The 16,406-nt window shown below is 63.0% G+C and carries 12 protein-coding genes and 1 pseudogene; 5 read left to right on the forward strand and 8 right to left on the reverse strand.

Annotation, left to right across the window (positions count from 1 at the left end):
* Positions 1 to 103 precede the first annotated feature (103 nt).
* Complete coding sequence (locus tag ACFPK0_RS06540) at positions 104 to 1,102, reverse strand: LysR substrate-binding domain-containing protein (RefSeq protein WP_007081838.1); 999 nt, start codon at positions 1,100 to 1,102, stop codon at positions 104 to 106.
* A 301-nt stretch (positions 1,103 to 1,403) separates the two neighbouring features.
* Between ACFPK0_RS06540 and cysG the strand changes: the two genes are divergently transcribed.
* Complete coding sequence (gene cysG, locus ACFPK0_RS06545) at positions 1,404 to 2,891, forward strand: siroheme synthase CysG (RefSeq protein ID WP_377339225.1); 1,488 nt, start codon at positions 1,404 to 1,406, stop codon at positions 2,889 to 2,891.
* Positions 2,892 to 2,973: 82 nt separating this feature from the next.
* Entirely contained in the window at positions 2,974 to 3,912 is a 939-nt protein-coding gene (cysK, locus tag ACFPK0_RS06550; protein ID WP_056080121.1) for a cysteine synthase A, read from the forward strand.
* Between the two features lie 85 nt (positions 3,913 to 3,997).
* Here cysK and ACFPK0_RS06555 read toward each other — a convergent pair whose 3' ends face one another.
* Positions 3,998 to 4,345: a winged helix-turn-helix transcriptional regulator gene (locus tag ACFPK0_RS06555; protein ID WP_056080118.1), complete on the reverse strand. Its 348-nt coding sequence runs from the start codon at positions 4,343 to 4,345 to the stop codon at positions 3,998 to 4,000.
* 163 nt (positions 4,346 to 4,508) lie between these two features.
* Between ACFPK0_RS06555 and gstA the strand changes: the two genes are divergently transcribed.
* Entirely contained in the window at positions 4,509 to 5,126 is a 618-nt protein-coding gene (gene gstA, locus ACFPK0_RS06560) for a glutathione transferase GstA (RefSeq protein WP_056080115.1), read from the forward strand.
* A 65-nt stretch (positions 5,127 to 5,191) separates the two neighbouring features.
* Here gstA and ACFPK0_RS06565 read toward each other — a convergent pair whose 3' ends face one another.
* On the reverse strand, positions 5,192 to 5,662 hold the full coding sequence (locus ACFPK0_RS06565) for a GNAT family N-acetyltransferase (RefSeq protein WP_377339229.1): 471 nt from the start codon (positions 5,660 to 5,662) through the stop codon (positions 5,192 to 5,194).
* 154 nt (positions 5,663 to 5,816) lie between these two features.
* On the reverse strand, positions 5,817 to 7,184 hold the full coding sequence (purB, locus tag ACFPK0_RS06570; protein WP_377339231.1) for an adenylosuccinate lyase: 1,368 nt from the start codon (positions 7,182 to 7,184) through the stop codon (positions 5,817 to 5,819).
* Positions 7,185 to 7,341: 157 nt separating this feature from the next.
* On the opposite strand from purB, the gene ACFPK0_RS06575 reads away from it, so the two are divergent.
* Positions 7,342 to 8,724 (forward strand): class II fumarate hydratase, encoded by a 1,383-nt coding sequence (locus ACFPK0_RS06575; protein ID WP_377339233.1) that lies wholly within the window; start codon positions 7,342 to 7,344, stop codon positions 8,722 to 8,724.
* Between the two features lie 132 nt (positions 8,725 to 8,856).
* Here the strand turns inward: ACFPK0_RS06575 and ACFPK0_RS06580 are convergent, their stop codons facing one another.
* From ACFPK0_RS06580 to ACFPK0_RS06590, 3 genes are all read right to left on the reverse strand, one after another.
* Positions 8,857 to 10,941, reverse strand: coding sequence for a beta-galactosidase (locus tag ACFPK0_RS06580; RefSeq protein ID WP_377339236.1), 2,085 nt, complete (start codon positions 10,939 to 10,941; stop codon positions 8,857 to 8,859).
* A 58-nt stretch (positions 10,942 to 10,999) separates the two neighbouring features.
* The gene (locus ACFPK0_RS06585) at positions 11,000 to 12,484 is read right to left on the reverse strand and encodes an alpha-L-fucosidase (protein ID WP_377339238.1); all 1,485 of its coding nucleotides are present in this window, start codon (positions 12,482 to 12,484) and stop codon (positions 11,000 to 11,002) included.
* Positions 12,485 to 12,880: 396 nt separating this feature from the next.
* Positions 12,881 to 15,196 carry a TonB-dependent receptor gene (locus ACFPK0_RS06590; protein ID WP_377340289.1) on the reverse strand — a complete coding sequence of 772 codons (2,316 nt, stop codon included), beginning with the start codon at positions 15,194 to 15,196 and terminating at the stop codon, positions 12,881 to 12,883.
* 514 nt (positions 15,197 to 15,710) lie between these two features.
* On the opposite strand from ACFPK0_RS06590, the pseudogene ACFPK0_RS06595 reads away from it, so the two are divergent.
* A pseudogene (locus ACFPK0_RS06595) lies at positions 15,711 to 15,845 on the forward strand (hypothetical protein); the annotation flags it as partial.
* 30 nt (positions 15,846 to 15,875) lie between these two features.
* Here ACFPK0_RS06595 and ACFPK0_RS06600 read toward each other — a convergent pair.
* On the reverse strand, positions 15,876 to 16,400 hold the full coding sequence (locus tag ACFPK0_RS06600) for a hypothetical protein (RefSeq protein WP_377339240.1): 525 nt from the start codon (positions 16,398 to 16,400) through the stop codon (positions 15,876 to 15,878).
* Positions 16,401 to 16,406: the final 6 nt, after the last annotated feature.

Below are 16,406 nucleotides of genomic sequence, written 5' to 3' on the forward strand. Positions count from 1 at the left end.
GAAGAGGGCGCTCTTGCCTGGCTCGCGCCGAGCAAAAAGCGCCCCCTTCAGCCCTCCGGGCAGCTTCCCCCGCGATGCGGGGGAAGCGAAAAGTCAAAGCCTCTCACTCCACGCTGGCTTTCCGGGCCCGCGCCACGTTCTGGCGCCAATGCGGAACCACGGTCGCCGGATGCGGCGTGCCGTTGGTTACCGTGCTGCGCACGTCGGCGCGGTTCAGGTGCGGCGCGAACTGCACGATCCAGTCCAGGGTGTAGTCACGCAGCACGCTGTCACGGCGCAGCAGGATCCAGGTGGTGCAGGTCGGGAACAGCGCATCGGCGGTGATCGTGCGCAAGTCGTCGCCATCGCTGGGCAACATGGCCATTTCCGCCAGTACGCCAATGCCCATGCCGGCGCGCACGTAGGTCTTGATCAGGTCCGCATCGGCGGCGGTCATGGCGATCTGTGGCACCAGCCCCGCGGCGGCGAACGCACGGCGCAGTGAGGATTCGGGCTTTACCGAGGAGTCGTAACTGACCAGCGGCAAATCGGCCAGTTCGGCCAGGGTCGGCGCGCGCTTGAGCGAGGCCAGCGGGTGCGTATGCGGCATCAGCACCACGCGATTCCAGCGGTACGCGGGCAGGGCGATGCCACTGGCTGGCGCCGCCCCCGAGGTACTGACCACGGCCAGGTCGACGCGGCCACCTTCCAGCAACGCCAGTACTTCCGCGTCGCCGCTGGGCTGCAGGTGCACGCTGACCTGCGGATAGCGCCGGCTCAGTGCCGCGATCGACGGCGGCAGGGCAAAGCGGGCCTGGGTGTGCGTGGTGGCGATGCGAAGTTCGCCGTGTTCCTCGTTGCGCAGGTTGGCGGCGATGGAACGGATGTTGACCGCTTCGGCCAGGATCACGCGGGCGCGCTCGAGCACGCGGGCGCCCGCATCGGTCACGCCATCGAGGCTCTTGCCCTTGCGCGTGAACAGCTGCAGGCCGAGTTCGTCCTCCAGTTGCTTCAACTGCTTGCTGACGCCCGGTTGCGTGGCGTGCACGCGTTCGGCGGCGGCGGTGATATTGAGTCCGCAATCGGCGATGGCGATGAGGTAGCGCAGTTGGGTCAGGGTCATGGCGTGGGTTCGCAGTGTACCGATGAGGAGTGTACGGGCAGACGGAGGCGCTGCGGTGGCTTCGACACGCCTGTGGCATAACGTCCCGGCCTTGCCGGATACCTGGCTGGACGACAGGCGACTTCAGGCGGCCTTGGCAAATTCAGACGTCTAAACGCCCAAACAATGTTGTCATACTACATCAGGGTGGTGCTCATAACCTTGAGGTATATCAACGGCATCACAAGTCATTTCCCCAACAATGGCCGCGCCTATAGCGTTACGGTGCCGCGCTGCCGTGGCGTCGATGCCGTATGTCCCCATGAAGTTGTATCCGTTGTTTGCCGATCTTTCCCGCCGCGCCGTGCTGGTTGTGGGCGGTGGTGCCGTGGCCGAGCGCAAGGTGGCGGCGCTGCTGGCCGCCAAGGCGCAGGTGACGGTCGGCGCGCCATTGCTGACGCCGCAACTGGAAAGCCTGGTCAGGAAGGGCCGCATCGCGCATCGCGCGGGCGTGTTCGAGGCCAGCTGGATCGACCACGCCTGGCTGGTGGTGGCCGCCACCTCGGATCAGGCGCTGAACGCCCAGGTGGCCGAACTGGCCACCTTGCAGCGCATTTTCGTCAATGTGGTGGATGACGCGCAGTTGTCCAGTTTCCACGTGCCGGCGGTGATCGACCGCTCGCCGGTGATCGTGGCCATTTCCAGCAGTGGCGAGGCGCCGATGCTGGGCCGGCTGCTGCGCGAGCGGCTGGAAACGTTGATCGACCACTCGGTCGGGCCGCTCGCCGCGCTGGCCGCACGCTTGCGCAAGCGTATCCGCCGGCGCTATCCGGACCTCGCCCTGCGTCGCCAGTTCTATCAAAAACTGCTGACCGGTCCGGTCGCTGACCTGCTTCGCCGCAACCAGCCCGAAGCAGCCACCGCCGCGGCCGAACAGGCACTCGCCGCGCCCCGCGCGGAGGCTGTGGGGTCGGTGGTGCTGGTGGGCGCGGGGCCGGGCGATCCGGGCCTGCTGACTCTGCGTGCGCTGCGCGCGCTGAACGAGGCGGATGTGATCCTGCACGACCGACTGGTCAGCCCGGACATACTGGAACTGGCCAGGCGCGACGCCGACCGGATCGAGGTGGGCAAGCAGGCCGGCAACCACCATGCCACCCAGGATCAGATTCATGCGTTGATGCTGGAACACGCGCGTGCCGGCAAACGGGTGGTACGCCTGAAAGGCGGTGACCCGTTTGTCTTTGGCCGTGGCGGCGAGGAACTGGAATACCTGCGCGACCACGGCATTGCCTATGAAGTGGTCCCCGGCATCACCGCGGCGCTGGCCTGCGCCGCCTACGCCGGCGTGCCGCTGACCCATCGCGACCACGCCCAGTCGGTGCGCCTGGTCACCGCGCATTGCCGCTCATCGATGGACACGCTCGACTGGGCCGCGCTGGCGCAGGAGCGGCAGACGCTGGCGGTCTACATGGGCGTGGCCGGGCTGGAAACGGTGCAGGCGCAGTTGCTTGCGCATGGCCGGGCAGCGGAAACGCCGTTTGCGCTGGTCGAAAACGGTTCGCGTGCGGACCAGCGCGTGGTGACCGGCACGCTGGCCGACCTGCCGGTACAGGCGCGTCGCCACGATGTGCGCTCGCCGGCGCTGCTGATCCTGGGCGAGGTAGCGTCGCTCAGCCATCGGCTGGCCTGGTTCGGCGCCGAGCCGCTGGGGTCGCCCGTCGCCATCGAGCCCGCGGCACCGCCCCAGCCCGTGCCGCGCCCCGCCCGGCACGCCACGGTGGAGACCTTGCGCGCCATCCATCGCGCGTAACCCCTGCGTCACCGCGGTTCTTTCATGCTGCGCGTTGCCGAGATTCCGGCAGCGCGCTTTTCTTTACCCACGGAGCGTTTCCATGATCTACAACAGCATCCTCGACACCATCGGCCGCACGCCCATCGTGAAGCTGCAGCGGCTGGCACCGGCCCACGTGGATATCTACGTGAAGGTCGAAGCGTTCAACCCGGCCGGTTCGGTGAAAGACCGCCTGGCGTTGGCCATCATCCTCGACGCCGAGCAGCGCGGCGTGCTGAAGCCTGGCCAGACCGTGGTGGAGTCCACCTCGGGCAACACCGGTGTGGCGCTGGCGGCCGTGTGTGCGGCCCGTGGCTATCCCTTCGTGGCGGTGTTGCCGGACTCCTTCTCGATCGAACGGCGCAAGCTGATCCGCGCCTATGGTGGCAAGGTTCTGCTCACCCCGGCGGCGCTGCGTGGCAGCGGTGCCTCGGCGAAGGCGCAGGAGCTGGCCGACAAGCACGGCTGGTTCCTCGCCAACCAGTTCGACAACCCGGCCAATCCGGCCTACCACCGCCAGACCACGGCCGCTGAAATCATCAGCGACTTCGCTGGTCGCCGCCTCGACTATTTTGTCAGCGGCTGGGGCACCGGCGGCACGCTTACCGGCGTGGGCGAAGTGCTCAGGGTGGCGCGCCCGGAGGTCAAGGTCGTCGGTGCCGAGCCCGCCGCCGCCTCGCTGCTGGGCGGCAAGGAATGGGCCTCGCACAAGATCCAGGGCTGGACGCCGGACTTCCTGCCTGCCGTGCTCAACGGCCAGGTGGTCGACCAACTGGTAACCGTGGACGACGTGGTGGCCCGCGACACCGCGCGCGTGCTGGCGCAGAAGGAAGGCATCTTCACCGGCCTTTCCTCCGGCGCCACGCTGGCGGCCGCGCTGCAGGTGGCGCAGACCGCGCCCGAAGGCTCCGTGCTGCTGGCGATGCTGCCGGACACCGGCGAGCGCTACCTGTCGACGTTCCTGTTCGAGGGCGTCAACGAGGGTTCCGACGAGGTTTGATCGTTGTGGCGGCGGGTCGCCCACGGCCCGCCCGCCTTGCTGTCGGTCGTGCGGCAGCGGTGGTTCTAGGCAGTTGCAGTCGGCGTCAGCTGGCCCGTCGCGCCATTACCTTCTCACCCACGTTGGCCAGCGCCTGGATCGCCGGCAGCAGTTCACGGCCCAACTCGGTCAGTGCGTACTCGGCCGATGGTGGCGAGCTGTCCAGCGCACGACGTGTCACCAGACTCCGTGATTCCAGCTCCCGCAACCGCGCGCTCAATACCCGCGCGGAGATGCGTGGAATGTCGTGTCGCAATTCCCCGAAACGGCGCGGCCCGGCGCTCAGATACCAGATCACGTTCGGCGCCCAGGCGCCGCGCAGCAGCGCCATGCTCTCGCTCAGCGGGCAGGTCGGCGGTATCGATGCGTTGTTTTTGCGTACGGGCAGGCCCATGGCTTCAGGGGAACCGGTTACTGGTGGGATACCGCATTTTCGCCTGATTCGGCGCCGGTTGGTATCCATAAGTAACCACGGTGGCTAGCATGCACTGCGTCGCCGCGATTCGCGCGGCGATCCCGCGTGTGCAGCGCGTGTTCCACCCCCTCATGGATCAACGATGAAACTCTATTACTTCCCCGGTGCCTGTTCCCTGTCCCCGCATATCGTGGCGCTGGAGGCGGGCATCCCGCTGCAACTGGAAAAGACCGACATCAAGACCAAACTCACCGAGAGCGGCGCGGATTTCGGGCAGATCAACCCGAAAGGCTACGTGCCGACCCTGGTGCTGGACAACGGCGAAATACTGACCGAAGGCACCGCCATCGTGCAGTACCTGGCCGATCTGAAGCCCGAGAGCGGCCTGGCTCCCGCCAACGGTACGTTGCCGCGCTACCGCTTGCAGGAAATGCTGGGTTACATCAACTCCGAACTGCACAAGAATTACAGCCCGCTGTTCAATCCGGACACGCCGGAAGCCGCGCGCGCCGAGCGCGAAAGCTACCTGTTGCGGCGCTACCAGCTCATCGAGAATGCGCTGGCGAAACAGCCGTGGCTGCTGGGCGAGCAATTCACCGTGGCCGATGTGTACTTGTTCACCGTCACCAACTGGGCCGGCCACGTGGGCCTGGATCTCTCCCGCTTCACCGCGCTGGCCGCGTTCCAGCAGCGCGTAGCCTCGCGGCCCGCGGTGCAGGCGGCGCTTGAGGCTGAAGGGTTGCTCAGCAAAGCCGCATAAAGCGGCGCGTACGGCAATGTCCGAGTTGACCGGGCCCGCAAGGCGGGTCCGGTCCCATGGAATGGTCAGGCGTCGGTGGTATCGATCGACCTCGTCATGAACACGCTGTTGGGGTCCGGCCGGTAGTCCGCGAAGGGTGCGCAGGGAGCGAATCCGAAGGACGCATAAAGGCGACGTGCCGGCTCGAAGAATTCCATGGAACCCGTCTCCAGGCTGAGGCGCGAATAACCACTGACAGCAGCCTCCCGAATCAGATGGCGCAACATCATGGACGCGACGCCACGACGCAGATGGGAGCCGGCAGTACGCATGGATTTGATTTCGGCGTGCGCTGCCGTCAGGTGCTTGAGGGCACCAAATCCGGCCAGTGCCGCACCATCCCAGATGCTCCAGAACGTGACGTCGTCGCTCCGAAGGCCAGCCAGGTCGAGAGCGTGGCGGCTTTCCGGCGGGGCCGTCGGCGCCATCGATTCCAGATGCTCGCGCAGCAGTTCCAGGATCTGCGGGCCTTCGAGGTTGTCGAGTCGAATGTCCACGGCTTTTTTCCCGGATTGATTCGAAAAATTGCCAAGCGTGCTCAGTTGTGGGAGCGACTTCAGTCGCGATGGTTCTGCTCTGGAGCCCAAAGGCAAGAGCATCGCGACTGAAGTCGCTCCTACAGGTTTGTCGTCGCGGCGAGTTTCGAACTGGTCAGATGTCTTTCGCCAGCCCTTCAGCCAAGCCGATATAGCTGCCCGGCGTCAGCTCCAGCAGGCGCTGCTTCGCATCGGCCGGCAGATCAAGCCCGCCGATGAACTCGCGCATAGACTCCTTGGTGATGCCATGCCCGCGGGTTAGCGCCTTCAGCTGTTCGTACGGTTGCGGCAGGCCGTAGCGGCGCATCACGGTCTGCACCGCTTCGGCCAGCACTTCCCAACTGGCGTCGAGGTCGGCGGCGATGCGGTCGGCGTTGACGTTGAGCTTGCCCAGGCCTTTCTTCAACGATTCCAGTGCCACCAGCGTATGGCCGAAGGCGGTGCCCAGTGCGCGCAGCACGGTGGAGTCGGTGAGGTCGCGCTGCCAGCGGCTGATCGGCAGCTTCTCCGCGAAATGGCCCAGCAGCGCGTTGGCGAGGCCGAAGTTGCCTTCGGCGTTTTCGAAGTCGATCGGATTGACCTTGTGCGGCATGGTCGACGAGCCGACTTCGCCGGCCTTCAGCGTCTGCTTGAAATAACCCAGCGAGATGTAACCCCAGATGTCGCGGGCCAGGTCGATCAGGATGGTGTTGGCGCGGCGCACGGCATCGCAGTATTCGGCGACGTTGTCGTGTGGCTCGATCTGGGTGGTGTAGGCGTTGTAGTCCAGCTCCAGGCTTTCCACGAAAGTCTGCGAGAAGCACTGCCAATCGAGGTCGGGGTAGGTGATGGCGTGGGCGTTGTAGTTGCCCACGGCGCCGTTGATCTTGCCCGAGACATCCACCGCAGCCAATTGTCGGCGCTGACGTTCGATGCGCGCCACCACGTTGGCGATTTCCTTGCCCAGCGTGCTGGGCGAGGCGGTCTGGCCGTGGGTGCGCGAGAGCAGCGGCAGCGCGGCGTTGGCGTGGGCCAGTTCGCGCAACTGCGCGGTGACGGCGTCCAGTTGCGGCAGCAAGACCTGGGCGCGCGCGTCGCGCAGCATCAGCGCGTAGGAGAGGTTATTGATGTCTTCACTGGTGCAGGCGAAATGCACGAACTCCTTGGCCTGGGCCAGGCTGGCGTCGGCGCCGATCTTTTCCTTGATGAAATACTCGACCGCCTTCACGTCATGGTTCGTGGTGGCTTCGATCGCCTTGATGCGCTCGCCGTCGGCCACGCTGAAATCGTCCGCGATGGCTTTCAGAATGGCGATCTGGGCAGCGTTGAACGGCGGCAGTTCGACGATCTTCGGTTCGGCGGCCAGCGCCAGCAGCCATTCGATCTCCACGTGTACGCGCCGGTGCATCAGGCCGAACTCACTGAAGATCGGGCGCAATGCTTCGACCTTGCCGGCGTAGCGGCCGTCCAGCGGGGACAGGGCGGTCAGGGTGTGAGTGGACATCGGCGGGTTCCGGCGGGAGGAAAACCGCCATTTTACATTGACGGCGGCTTGGTGTTTGGCGGCCTATAGTGTTTTGTCCCGTTTCCCCCGGGCGCGGCGCTTTCAGCGCCCCGTTTGGCATGAATGGTTGCGACCGAGAAATAAAAGGATCTCCCCAATGAGCAACTTCCGCATCGAGCACGACAGCATGGGCGAACTGCAGGTGCCCGCCGACGCGCTGTACGGCGCGCAGACCCAGCGCGCGATCGACAACTTCCCGATCTCCGGCCTGCACCTGCCGCGCCCATTCATCCGCGCGCTGGGCCTGATCAAGGCCGCCGCGGCCGACGTGAACCTGTCGCTGGGTCATCTGAAAAAGGGGCAGGCCGCGGCGATCCGCAAGGCGGCGCTGGCGGTGGCGGACGGGCAGTACGACGCACAGTTCCCGATCGACATCTTCCAGACCGGCTCCGGCACCAGCACCAACATGAATGCGAACGAGGTGATCGCGCATCTGGCGGTGGCGGCCGGTGCCAAGGTGCATCCGAACGACCACGTCAATTACGGGCAGAGCTCGAACGACGTGATCCCCACCACGATCCACGTCAGCGCCGCGCTCACCACCAGCGAGCAGTTGCTGCCCGCGCTGAAGCATCTGAGGAAGGTGATCGACAAGCGCGCCCGCGAATTGAAGAACACGCCCAAGACCGGCCGTACCCACCTGATGGACGCGATGCCGATCACCTTCGGCCAGGAGTTGTCGGGCTGGTCGGCGCAGATCGCCAGTGCGATCGAGCGCATCGAGGATGCGTTGAAACGCATGCGCCGGTTGCCGCAGGGTGGCACGGCGGTGGGCACCGGTATCAATGCCGATCCAAAGTTCGGCCCGGCGATCGCACAGCAGCTGAAGAAACTGACCGGGGTGAAGTTCGAGTCGGCGGAGAACTATTTCGAGGGCATGGCGGCGCAGGATGCCGCAGTCGAATTGTCCGGCCAGTTGAAGACGTTGGCGGTAGGCTTGATGAAGATCGCCAACGACCTGCGCTGGATGAATTCCGGCCCGCTGGCGGGCCTGGGCGAGATCGAGCTGCCGGCGCTGCAGCCCGGTTCCTCGATCATGCCGGGCAAGGTCAACCCGGTGATTCCCGAGGCGGTGGCGATGGTCGCCGCACAGGTGATCGGCAACGATGTGTCGATCACCATCGCCGGGCAGTCCGGCAATTTCCAGCTCAACGTGATGCTGCCGCTGATCGCGCACAACCTGCTGCAGTCGATCGGCATCCTGGCCAATGTCAGCGTGCTGCTGGCGGACAAATCCATCGCCGGCTTCAAGGTCAACAAGGCGCGGGTGAACCAGGCGCTGGCGATGAACCCGATCCTGGTCACCGCGCTGAATCCGGTGATCGGTTATGAGAAAGGGGCCGCCACCGCCAAGCAGGCGTACAAGGAGCATCGCCCGATCATGGACGTGGCGCTGGAAACCACCGGTTTGTCGAAGGACGAGTTGAAGAAATTGCTCGATCCGATGACGCTGACCAAGGGCGGTGTCCAGGGCAAATAACCGCGGCTTCGGGCGAATCCATCAACGCATGGGTTGGGCCGAACCGACAGCGCCTCTCTCACCGTGTCGAGTGTTCGCGATGAAACATCGCGAATAGGTGAGAGAGGCGAAACCTCCCAGGCTGTCGCCTTCCTACTGGATCAAGGCGACGCCATGGCCCGGCAGGTTCAACGTGCGGTCGTGTGAACTGCTTGTCAGCACATCACGCTTGGTGCCGGTGAAGGAGACGGTCGCGGGTTCCTCGTTGGTATTGACGTACAGGGTGCGCCCGTCGACGACGCGGGCGACGACGCCGCTCGGCGTATCAGGCCCGCGCTGAATATCAAGCTGGGCATATAGCGATCGGACCAGCGGCGCGATGAACGCTGCTTGAGACGCCGTCGCGAGATAGATCGCCTTGCCCTTGCCAAAATGGTTGATAGTGATGGCCGGGCCCTTCTGCGGGGTGTTTCCGAAGGTGGCCAGCACCTTGGCGGTGCTTGGTTCAAGCACTTCGTAATAGCCGTCCAAACCGGTCAGCTGCTTGCCGCCGAAGCTGATCTTGAGCGGTTGCTTCGAACGATAGAACTGACTGGTACGCAGTCCAAAAACATCGGCCAAGCGCCCTGGCAGTGGCGTTTCGAACCACTTGCCGGTCTCGTCCACCTTGGCCGAATAGCCGGTCATGATCACGGTGCCGCCATTGGCGACATAGTGCCGGATCGCGTCCGCCGTTGGCTGATCCATCACATAGGTGGCTGGCAGCAGCACGAGCTTGTAGTGGTCGATCGGATCGTGGGCGATATCGATCACGGCGGTGTCGATGTTGTCCCTGTAAAAGGGTTTGAACGCCGCCTTGAGCTGGTCGCTGTAGTTGTCGGTAACGTACTGCTTCATCGTATTCGGTCCAGGCGGCGGGTTGGTCACCCACTCGGTCTCGTAGGAATCTTCGATGGCGACCTGTGGCTGTTGATAGCGCGGAAAACCCATCGTCTGGAGCTTCTTGAATTCACCGGCAATGGTGGTGAATTCGCTGACCTTCCATGAGGGCCGGCCATCATGATCGAGCAGACCGAACAACGACTGCTCCTCGCCGCCGATATGCGAATTGAATGTCCAGGCCAGGTACGTCTGCGAATAATAGACAAGGCCGAAATAAGCCCACATGCGCGAGCGCCCAGGCATGCCGTAATCACCGCCGCCGCCAGCGGTGAATTCGTTGAACCAGACCGGTGTTTGATGCCCGGCCTTGACCATCATGACCTCGAACGCGGCACTCATCGGATCGTCGGGATTGGGATAGAAACCTTCGGCGCCGTAGGTCGAGTATTGGTCCCATGAGCGCAGGTAATTGAAACCCTTGGCCGGCGCGTTGGGCCACAGGTTAGATACGGCGGGCAGGTTGGGTGCATATTTCTTGCGCACGTTATCGAGGTCAGTGAGATCGGCAATGGTTACGTCAGACCAGAAGCGATGCAGATCGAGATTGCGTTCGTTCGGTCCCGGGCCATTTCCGTAGGGCAGGTAGACCTGATTCCAGTCGTTGATCCGCCGCGACCAGCGCTGCGTCGCCCACGCCTTGTTGAGGGCGGCGATAGTCCCGTAGCGCTGCTTGAGCCAGACAATAAACCGTCCGCGGTCGGACTCCGAATAAGACATTGGCGAGCTGCCCACCTCATTGTCATAGCCAACCGCCACCACGGCCGGATTGTGCGCGTAGCGCTCAAGCATTTTCACGGCGAGTTGGCGGGTGAGACGCCGGTAGTCCGGATCGCTGATGTTGTCCGAGTAGCGGGTTGCCGGATGAAGCCGGACACCGTCCTGGTTGACGATATCGACGCCGGGATAGTTCTGATGCAGCCAGATCGGCGCAGGCAAGCCGGGGATGTCGACAATCACTTTGATCCCGGCAGCGTGCATCTGGGCGAGGATCTTGTCGAACCACTCGAATTCGAACTGGCCTTCGCTCGGCTCGAACGAATCCCACGACAGATCGCCCATGCGGACCATGGTGAAGCCGGCGTTTTTCATGATCGCGATATCGTGCTTGATCTGCGCCGGGCTGCGGTCGATCGGCTGGTAACACGTGCCGACGAACAACTGTCCTTTGCCCGGCCAGTCCGGATGACCGGCGGGACTCTGCGCGTGTGCCTGCGGTGCGGGTGCGAACCCGGCACACAGTGCAAGCATGATTGCGATTTTCACCACTTTGGCGGCCGAATGTTTTTTGAAATTCATCTGTCGTTATCCGTTTCGGAGGCGAGTGATCGTTGCTGTCGCGCGGAGGGATACACGGTCAGGCGAAGGTGATTTCGAACACGCTGGCGTGGCGGGTCGGCAGCGTCGCTGGCGCGTCGATGACCAGCGCTTGCCCGGTCTGTCGGAAGGCCATCGCGCCGCGATGGCCGAGCAGCCGGATCCGTTTTACCGACCGCCCTTCGTGCGGATTGCCCGTTGCCAGCGAGGTGATGGCAACGCTACCCGTCGGCTGGCCAAGCGTAATCGCGAAAAGACGATCGCCCTTGGTCGTGAACCTGATGTCCCTGGCGGTGTAGGCGACTTTTTCCTTGAACATGCCGGCGGCAGCCTCGGTCGGGCCTTCGCCGTCGATCTTCCACGGCCGCGTGCCGTGGATGGCCTGCGCGTTGACGGCCATCCACGCCGTCAGGTCGGCAAGCAACTGCTCCGACTCGGGCGGCAGGCTGCCGTCGGCATGGAGCACGACGTTGAGCAACATGTTGCCGTTCTTGCTGACGATGTCGGCAAGCATGGTGACGACATCATCGGCGGTCTTGTAGCTGTAGTTCTCGTTGAAAAACCAGTCGCCATTCGAGGTGTCGGTTTGCCAGGGCAGCGGGTTGATGCCCTTCAGCACGCCGCGCTCGACGTCCTGCACCGCCCATTCCCTGTGGAATTCGCCGGACCCGGAATCCTTGCTGTTGTAAACCGCTTCCAGCTTTCCGCTGCGAGCCATGCTGCTGTTGTAGAGATCGGCGAGCAGCGAGCGGCCGATCGCACCGAATGGCAGGCCGCCGTCGGAATAGAGCAGGTCGGGTTGGTAGTTGTCGACGAGATCGCGAATCCGCTTGTACCACTTCAAATGGTAGTCGGGGTTGCTGGTGTACCAACTGTCCGGCGTGTTGCGAAACGGTTGATCGCGATTGTCGTGGTAGAGGTCGCGATAGCGCGGATCGGCACCGTCATAGCCGATGCCGAGCTTCGGCCAGAACTGGTCATAGAGGTGGTTGGGATACCACCAGCAATAGCTGGCGCCGAGGTGCTCGGAAACGCCAAAGCGCAGACCTTGCCGCCTGGCCGCCGTTTTCCAGGCGCCGACGATGTCGCGCTTCGGCCCCATCGCGGTGGCGTTCCAGCGGTGATGGCGCGAATTCCACAGATCGAAATTGTCGTGATGAACGCCCATCGAGACGAAGTACTTCGCTCCGGCGGCGGCATATTTTTCCATCAGCGCGTCGGGATCGAACTTGTCGGCCGTCCACAGCGGGATGAGATCCTTGTACCCGAATTCCGAAGGATGACCGTAAGTCTTGACGTGATAGTCGTAATGGGGATGCCCCGGGACGTACATGAAGCGCGCGTACCAGTCACCTTGCCGCGGCACCGCCTGCGGGCCCCAATGCGCCCAGATGCCGAACTTGGCATCCCGAAACCACTCGGGTGTCTGGTATGTCCTCAGCGATTCGACCGTGGGCTGGAAACGGCCAGGCACCGACTTGGGTTTGCCCGGATCATCCAGCTCGGCGCGCGCGGGGGCGGGCATCGCGCCGGGAGTGCGCGCAAAAGTGCCGGAGGAAATCGCGGCGGCGATTGATCCAATCGACGCCCCAAGAAATTTTCGCCGATCAAGCATGATCATGAGTCCCATCCCACTGATTATTGGCCACCTGGCTCATCCTTCGAGTAGCGAATGCCGTAGCCGGTAGCGATCATCACATGGTCCGGATCGGGCGGATCGATGGCAATGTCGTTCATCCCGTGCGGATGCAGGTGTGTGGTCCACAACGCGCTGGTGTGCTCGAACGAGCCGGCTCGTTGCCGCCGAGCCGGCCACGGTGGTCGAAGAAAAAGACAGATCCCCATACGCCACATGACGTATAGGGGCCGAGGCCGAGACTGTGTGTAGAAGGGGGAAAGCACACGGCATCGGCCCCGGCATTCAAAAGCTCAACTGGGCCTTCAGCGTGAACTGCCGGTCGTCGATCTGAAGATGGCGCGGCCGCCCATGGAGTCCGGACTGGATATCGGTATGGGCATTGGCCAGGTTGACCGCCGATGCGGTGAGCTGGAAATGATCGTTGATCTCGTAGGTCGCCGAGACGTCGACCTGGCCGTAGGCCTTGTTGTACTCCGGCAGGTTGCCCGAGCCGACGCCTTGCGTGGTAATCACCCACAGGCTGCGCCAGTTGTAGGCAATACGTGCCTGGAAGGGACCTTTCTCGTACATGGCGATCACGTTGTAGCTGTTCTTGGACAGGCCTTCGAGCGGTACCGTCAGCGTGTTGCCGGAGGTGTCCGTCGCCCCCGGGCTGGGCGCCGCGCTGTAGACGTAGGTGTAGTTGGTCTGCAGCCCGAGTCCATCAAAGGGTGCCGGCAGGAAGTCGAAGAAAGTCTGCCAGCCGATCTCGGCGCCCTTGATGATGCCGTCGCCGCCGTTGACCGGTCGCGACACCTGATAGGCATGACTATCGTAGGACTCGTTGAAGACCGTGTTGGCGATGAAGCCGCTCACGTTCTTGTAAAACAGATCGCCGTACAGGAGGCTTCCTCTGCCGTAGTACCACTCAAGCGATGTGTCGTACTGTTTGGCAGTCATCGGCTTGAGGTTGGGATTGCCCGCCGCGCCGGTGTAGGACGGGGTGGCACTGTTGGCGTCGGCGACGTTCAGCGACAGGTTGGGATTCATGTCGCTGAAATTGGGTCGCGATATGGCCTTGGAGGCCGCCAGGCGCCACTGCAGATCGGGGGTCAGATGTACGCTCAGGTTGAGGCTGGGAAGGTAGGAGTTGTAGCTCTGGCTGACGTCAAGGGGGAGCAGCCTGCCGGAGTTGCCTGGCTCGTTGCGGAATCCCGATGAGTCGACCTTGGTCTGGACCGCACGCATGCCGACGTTGCCATCGACGGGAATATTGCCCATGTCCCAGCCGAAGCGCAGGACGCCGTAGGCTGCATAGGTCTTCTCGCCCTGATTGTTGCGTCCTGACGGCGTGTACTGGAGCAGGCTGTTGATGCCGTACGTGGGCAGCGAATCGGGGTAGTCCGCCAGCTCGGCCGGATTCGGTGAAAGGATGCTGCCGAACGTGTTCGATTCGCCGCGGAAGAAATTGCCGTAGCTCGTGGTGACCCAGGTCGAATCGGGATAGTCCGACAGCGGCTGACCCAACGTCACGAAATGGCTGTAATTGGTGCTGTCGGTGACTGCCCGGCGATTGGTCGTGCGCACACCGGCCTTGATCGACCGAAAGAAGTCGCCACCGAGCGTGTACTCGGCATCCGCCCGCCAGGCGAATTCGTTGCCGGTACTGCGGTCCTTGTTGTCCAGTAGCCAGCTGTAGGTGTTGTTGGCGGGATTGGTGGTGTAACCGGCCGGTACCTGCAGCGTCGGCGTCCGGCCACTGATGTCCTGAAACAGATAAGGCGTTCTGGTACCCATGTCGAGGATGACATTGGTTTCTTTGGTGGTGGCCTTGGTGTACTGCAGGTCAGTGGTCAAGGTCAGGTTGTTGGTCACGTTCCAGCTGCCGCCAAGCGACAGGTCGGTGGTCACCGAATAGCGCTGGGTCAGTGATGCATTGGAGTCCACACCAACGCCATCGGTCACGCCGCCGTTGCCGTCGCCTGTGCCATTGAACGTGCCGCTGAGGAAGTTGCCGTTCGGATCAAAACTGAAGGGCTGGCTTGCATCGGGAATGATCGGCGAATCGCCGGTATAGACGGCGTACGAGGTGGCGTGCGTCAGGAATTTGTAGGCAGATCGGAATCCCTGTGCGTACAGCTCGACATCGTCGTTCGGGCGCCACTGCAATGCCACCACGGTTCCCAGCCGACGCCTGTCCCCGCCGGCTTGGCCGATATCACCGCCATGCGGTACATACAGTGTTTTCCCGTCGTAGCCCGGGTAGTTGGTCTGTGCGGAATCGGGGCTGGCCTGGATCTCGTAGAACGGCTCGGTGCTGATTTCGTCGCGGCGGTAAGCGTGTTTCTGGTAGGCCACATCGACCAGCACACCAAATTCACCGACGTCGGTGTTCCAGCGGTTGCTGTACAGGAAGGAGGCCGACGGCTTGCCCTTGCTCGCCAAATCAAAATAGTTGTATTCGACGGCGACGCGTCGGCGGTCTGCTGCTGCGTGCTGTCCTGGCCGGCGACTGCCGATGTTTCCGCATGTACTGGCACATGGGCCAGGGCCAGAGCGATGGCAATCGCGGCCGAGATGCGACCCAGTCGCGGGTTCGGCCAGCGCCGCTGGTCGGATGTTGTGCTCGCAAGCTGATTCATTTGATCCCTATTCAACGGTTGTTTGGTTCAACCGGCGTCTTGCGCAAATAACACCTTGATGTGGTTGCGAAAAGGGCCAAGCTGGGCTCCTCGTCGGACGCCTCGCAAGCGGACACATGCCAGCAAAGGCGTACCTGTCTATGTCGGGAATTATTCTGGCTTTTAATAAAATAATATGACAATTGTGAAATTGCCCAATTGAACCGATAGTTTTGTTTGTGCGTTTGCGTCAAACGGTGCCGGCGCGTTGCGGCAGCATCTCCGATCGAAATTGGAATGCATGCCTTCATGGAGCCGCCAGGATGTTCGCGACACGAAACTCGTCGAAGGCGAGTTTGCTGCGCACATCGAGCACCACGGCGAGGGTCGCCTTGGTGAACGCAGGCCGCTGAGCCGTCAAGTTGACAGGCCTCGGCCGCGCTGCTTCAGTCGGGCTCGTCAATCATGCCGGCAAGGTCGATCCGGTGATCAGCTAGGGGTAGGACGCGTAGACCGCCAAGCAGGCGTACAAGCAGCATCGCCCGATCATGGACGTGGCGCTGGAAACCACCGGTTTGTCGAAGGACGAGTTGAAGAAACTGCTCGATCCGATGACGCTAACCCGTGGTGGTATCCACGAGGGATGAGCCATCCAGCGTGTGGCCAAGGCGGGTGCATCAATACTTGGTGCCGTTGTCGCAGCTCTTCACATCGGAAGTGCTGATGATGGCGGCGTAGGGCTTGAAGGCCGCCATTTGTGCGGCAAGCTGGTCCTGCGCGACCTTGATCGCGACCTCTGCTTTGCAGATGCCCAAGCTCAATGTCTTCAGGTTGCTGGCCTCGGCGGCCTTGTCCGCCAGATCCGGTGTGGCTGAGAGTTTGTTCTCGATTGCCTTGGTCGTCATCTTGAAACCGGTCTTGCCCATGGCAAGGCCGGTTTCGTGCACGTTCCGCACGTTGCGGTTGTAGTTGACCAGCAGGCTGCGTTCGGCAGGCGTGACCGTCACCGTCTTGCCGTCGATCGCGAACGCACCATCGGCACTGATCGTGGCTTTCGGCGTATCGATGACGCGCAGGGTAATCGTGTCCCCGTACAGCAAGATAGCGCCGTTTCCCGTGGCGATGGCGGTCTGGGGCGCGTGGCAGGCAGTGAGTGAGGCCGCCATCGTGGCGGCAAGAAGCAGGTGGATGGTTGCTTTCATGGGTGG

Source organism: Rhodanobacter ginsenosidimutans, from assembly GCF_042655685.1.
In the GTDB taxonomy this organism is placed as follows: domain Bacteria; phylum Pseudomonadota; class Gammaproteobacteria; order Xanthomonadales; family Rhodanobacteraceae; genus Rhodanobacter; species Rhodanobacter ginsenosidimutans.

Coding starts and splice junctions, on each gene's coding strand:
- ACFPK0_RS06540 (WP_007081838.1), bottom strand. CDS start 1,102: ATGACCCTGACCCAACTGCGCTACCTCATCGCCATCGCCGATTGCGGA.
- gstA (WP_056080115.1), top strand. CDS start 4,509: ATGAAACTCTATTACTTCCCCGGTGCCTGTTCCCTGTCCCCGCATATC.
- ACFPK0_RS06585 (WP_377339238.1), bottom strand. CDS start 12,484: ATGCCCGCCCCCGCGCGCGCCGAGCTGGATGATCCGGGCAAACCCAAG.
- cysG (WP_377339225.1), top strand. CDS start 1,404: ATGAAGTTGTATCCGTTGTTTGCCGATCTTTCCCGCCGCGCCGTGCTG.
- cysK (WP_056080121.1), top strand. CDS start 2,974: ATGATCTACAACAGCATCCTCGACACCATCGGCCGCACGCCCATCGTG.
- ACFPK0_RS06580 (WP_377339236.1), bottom strand. CDS start 10,941: ATGAATTTCAAAAAACATTCGGCCGCCAAAGTGGTGAAAATCGCAATC.
- ACFPK0_RS06555 (WP_056080118.1), bottom strand. CDS start 4,345: ATGGGCCTGCCCGTACGCAAAAACAACGCATCGATACCGCCGACCTGC.
- ACFPK0_RS06600 (WP_377339240.1), bottom strand. CDS start 16,400: ATGAAAGCAACCATCCACCTGCTTCTTGCCGCCACGATGGCGGCCTCA.
- ACFPK0_RS06575 (WP_377339233.1), top strand. CDS start 7,342: ATGAGCAACTTCCGCATCGAGCACGACAGCATGGGCGAACTGCAGGTG.
- purB (WP_377339231.1), bottom strand. CDS start 7,184: ATGTCCACTCACACCCTGACCGCCCTGTCCCCGCTGGACGGCCGCTAC.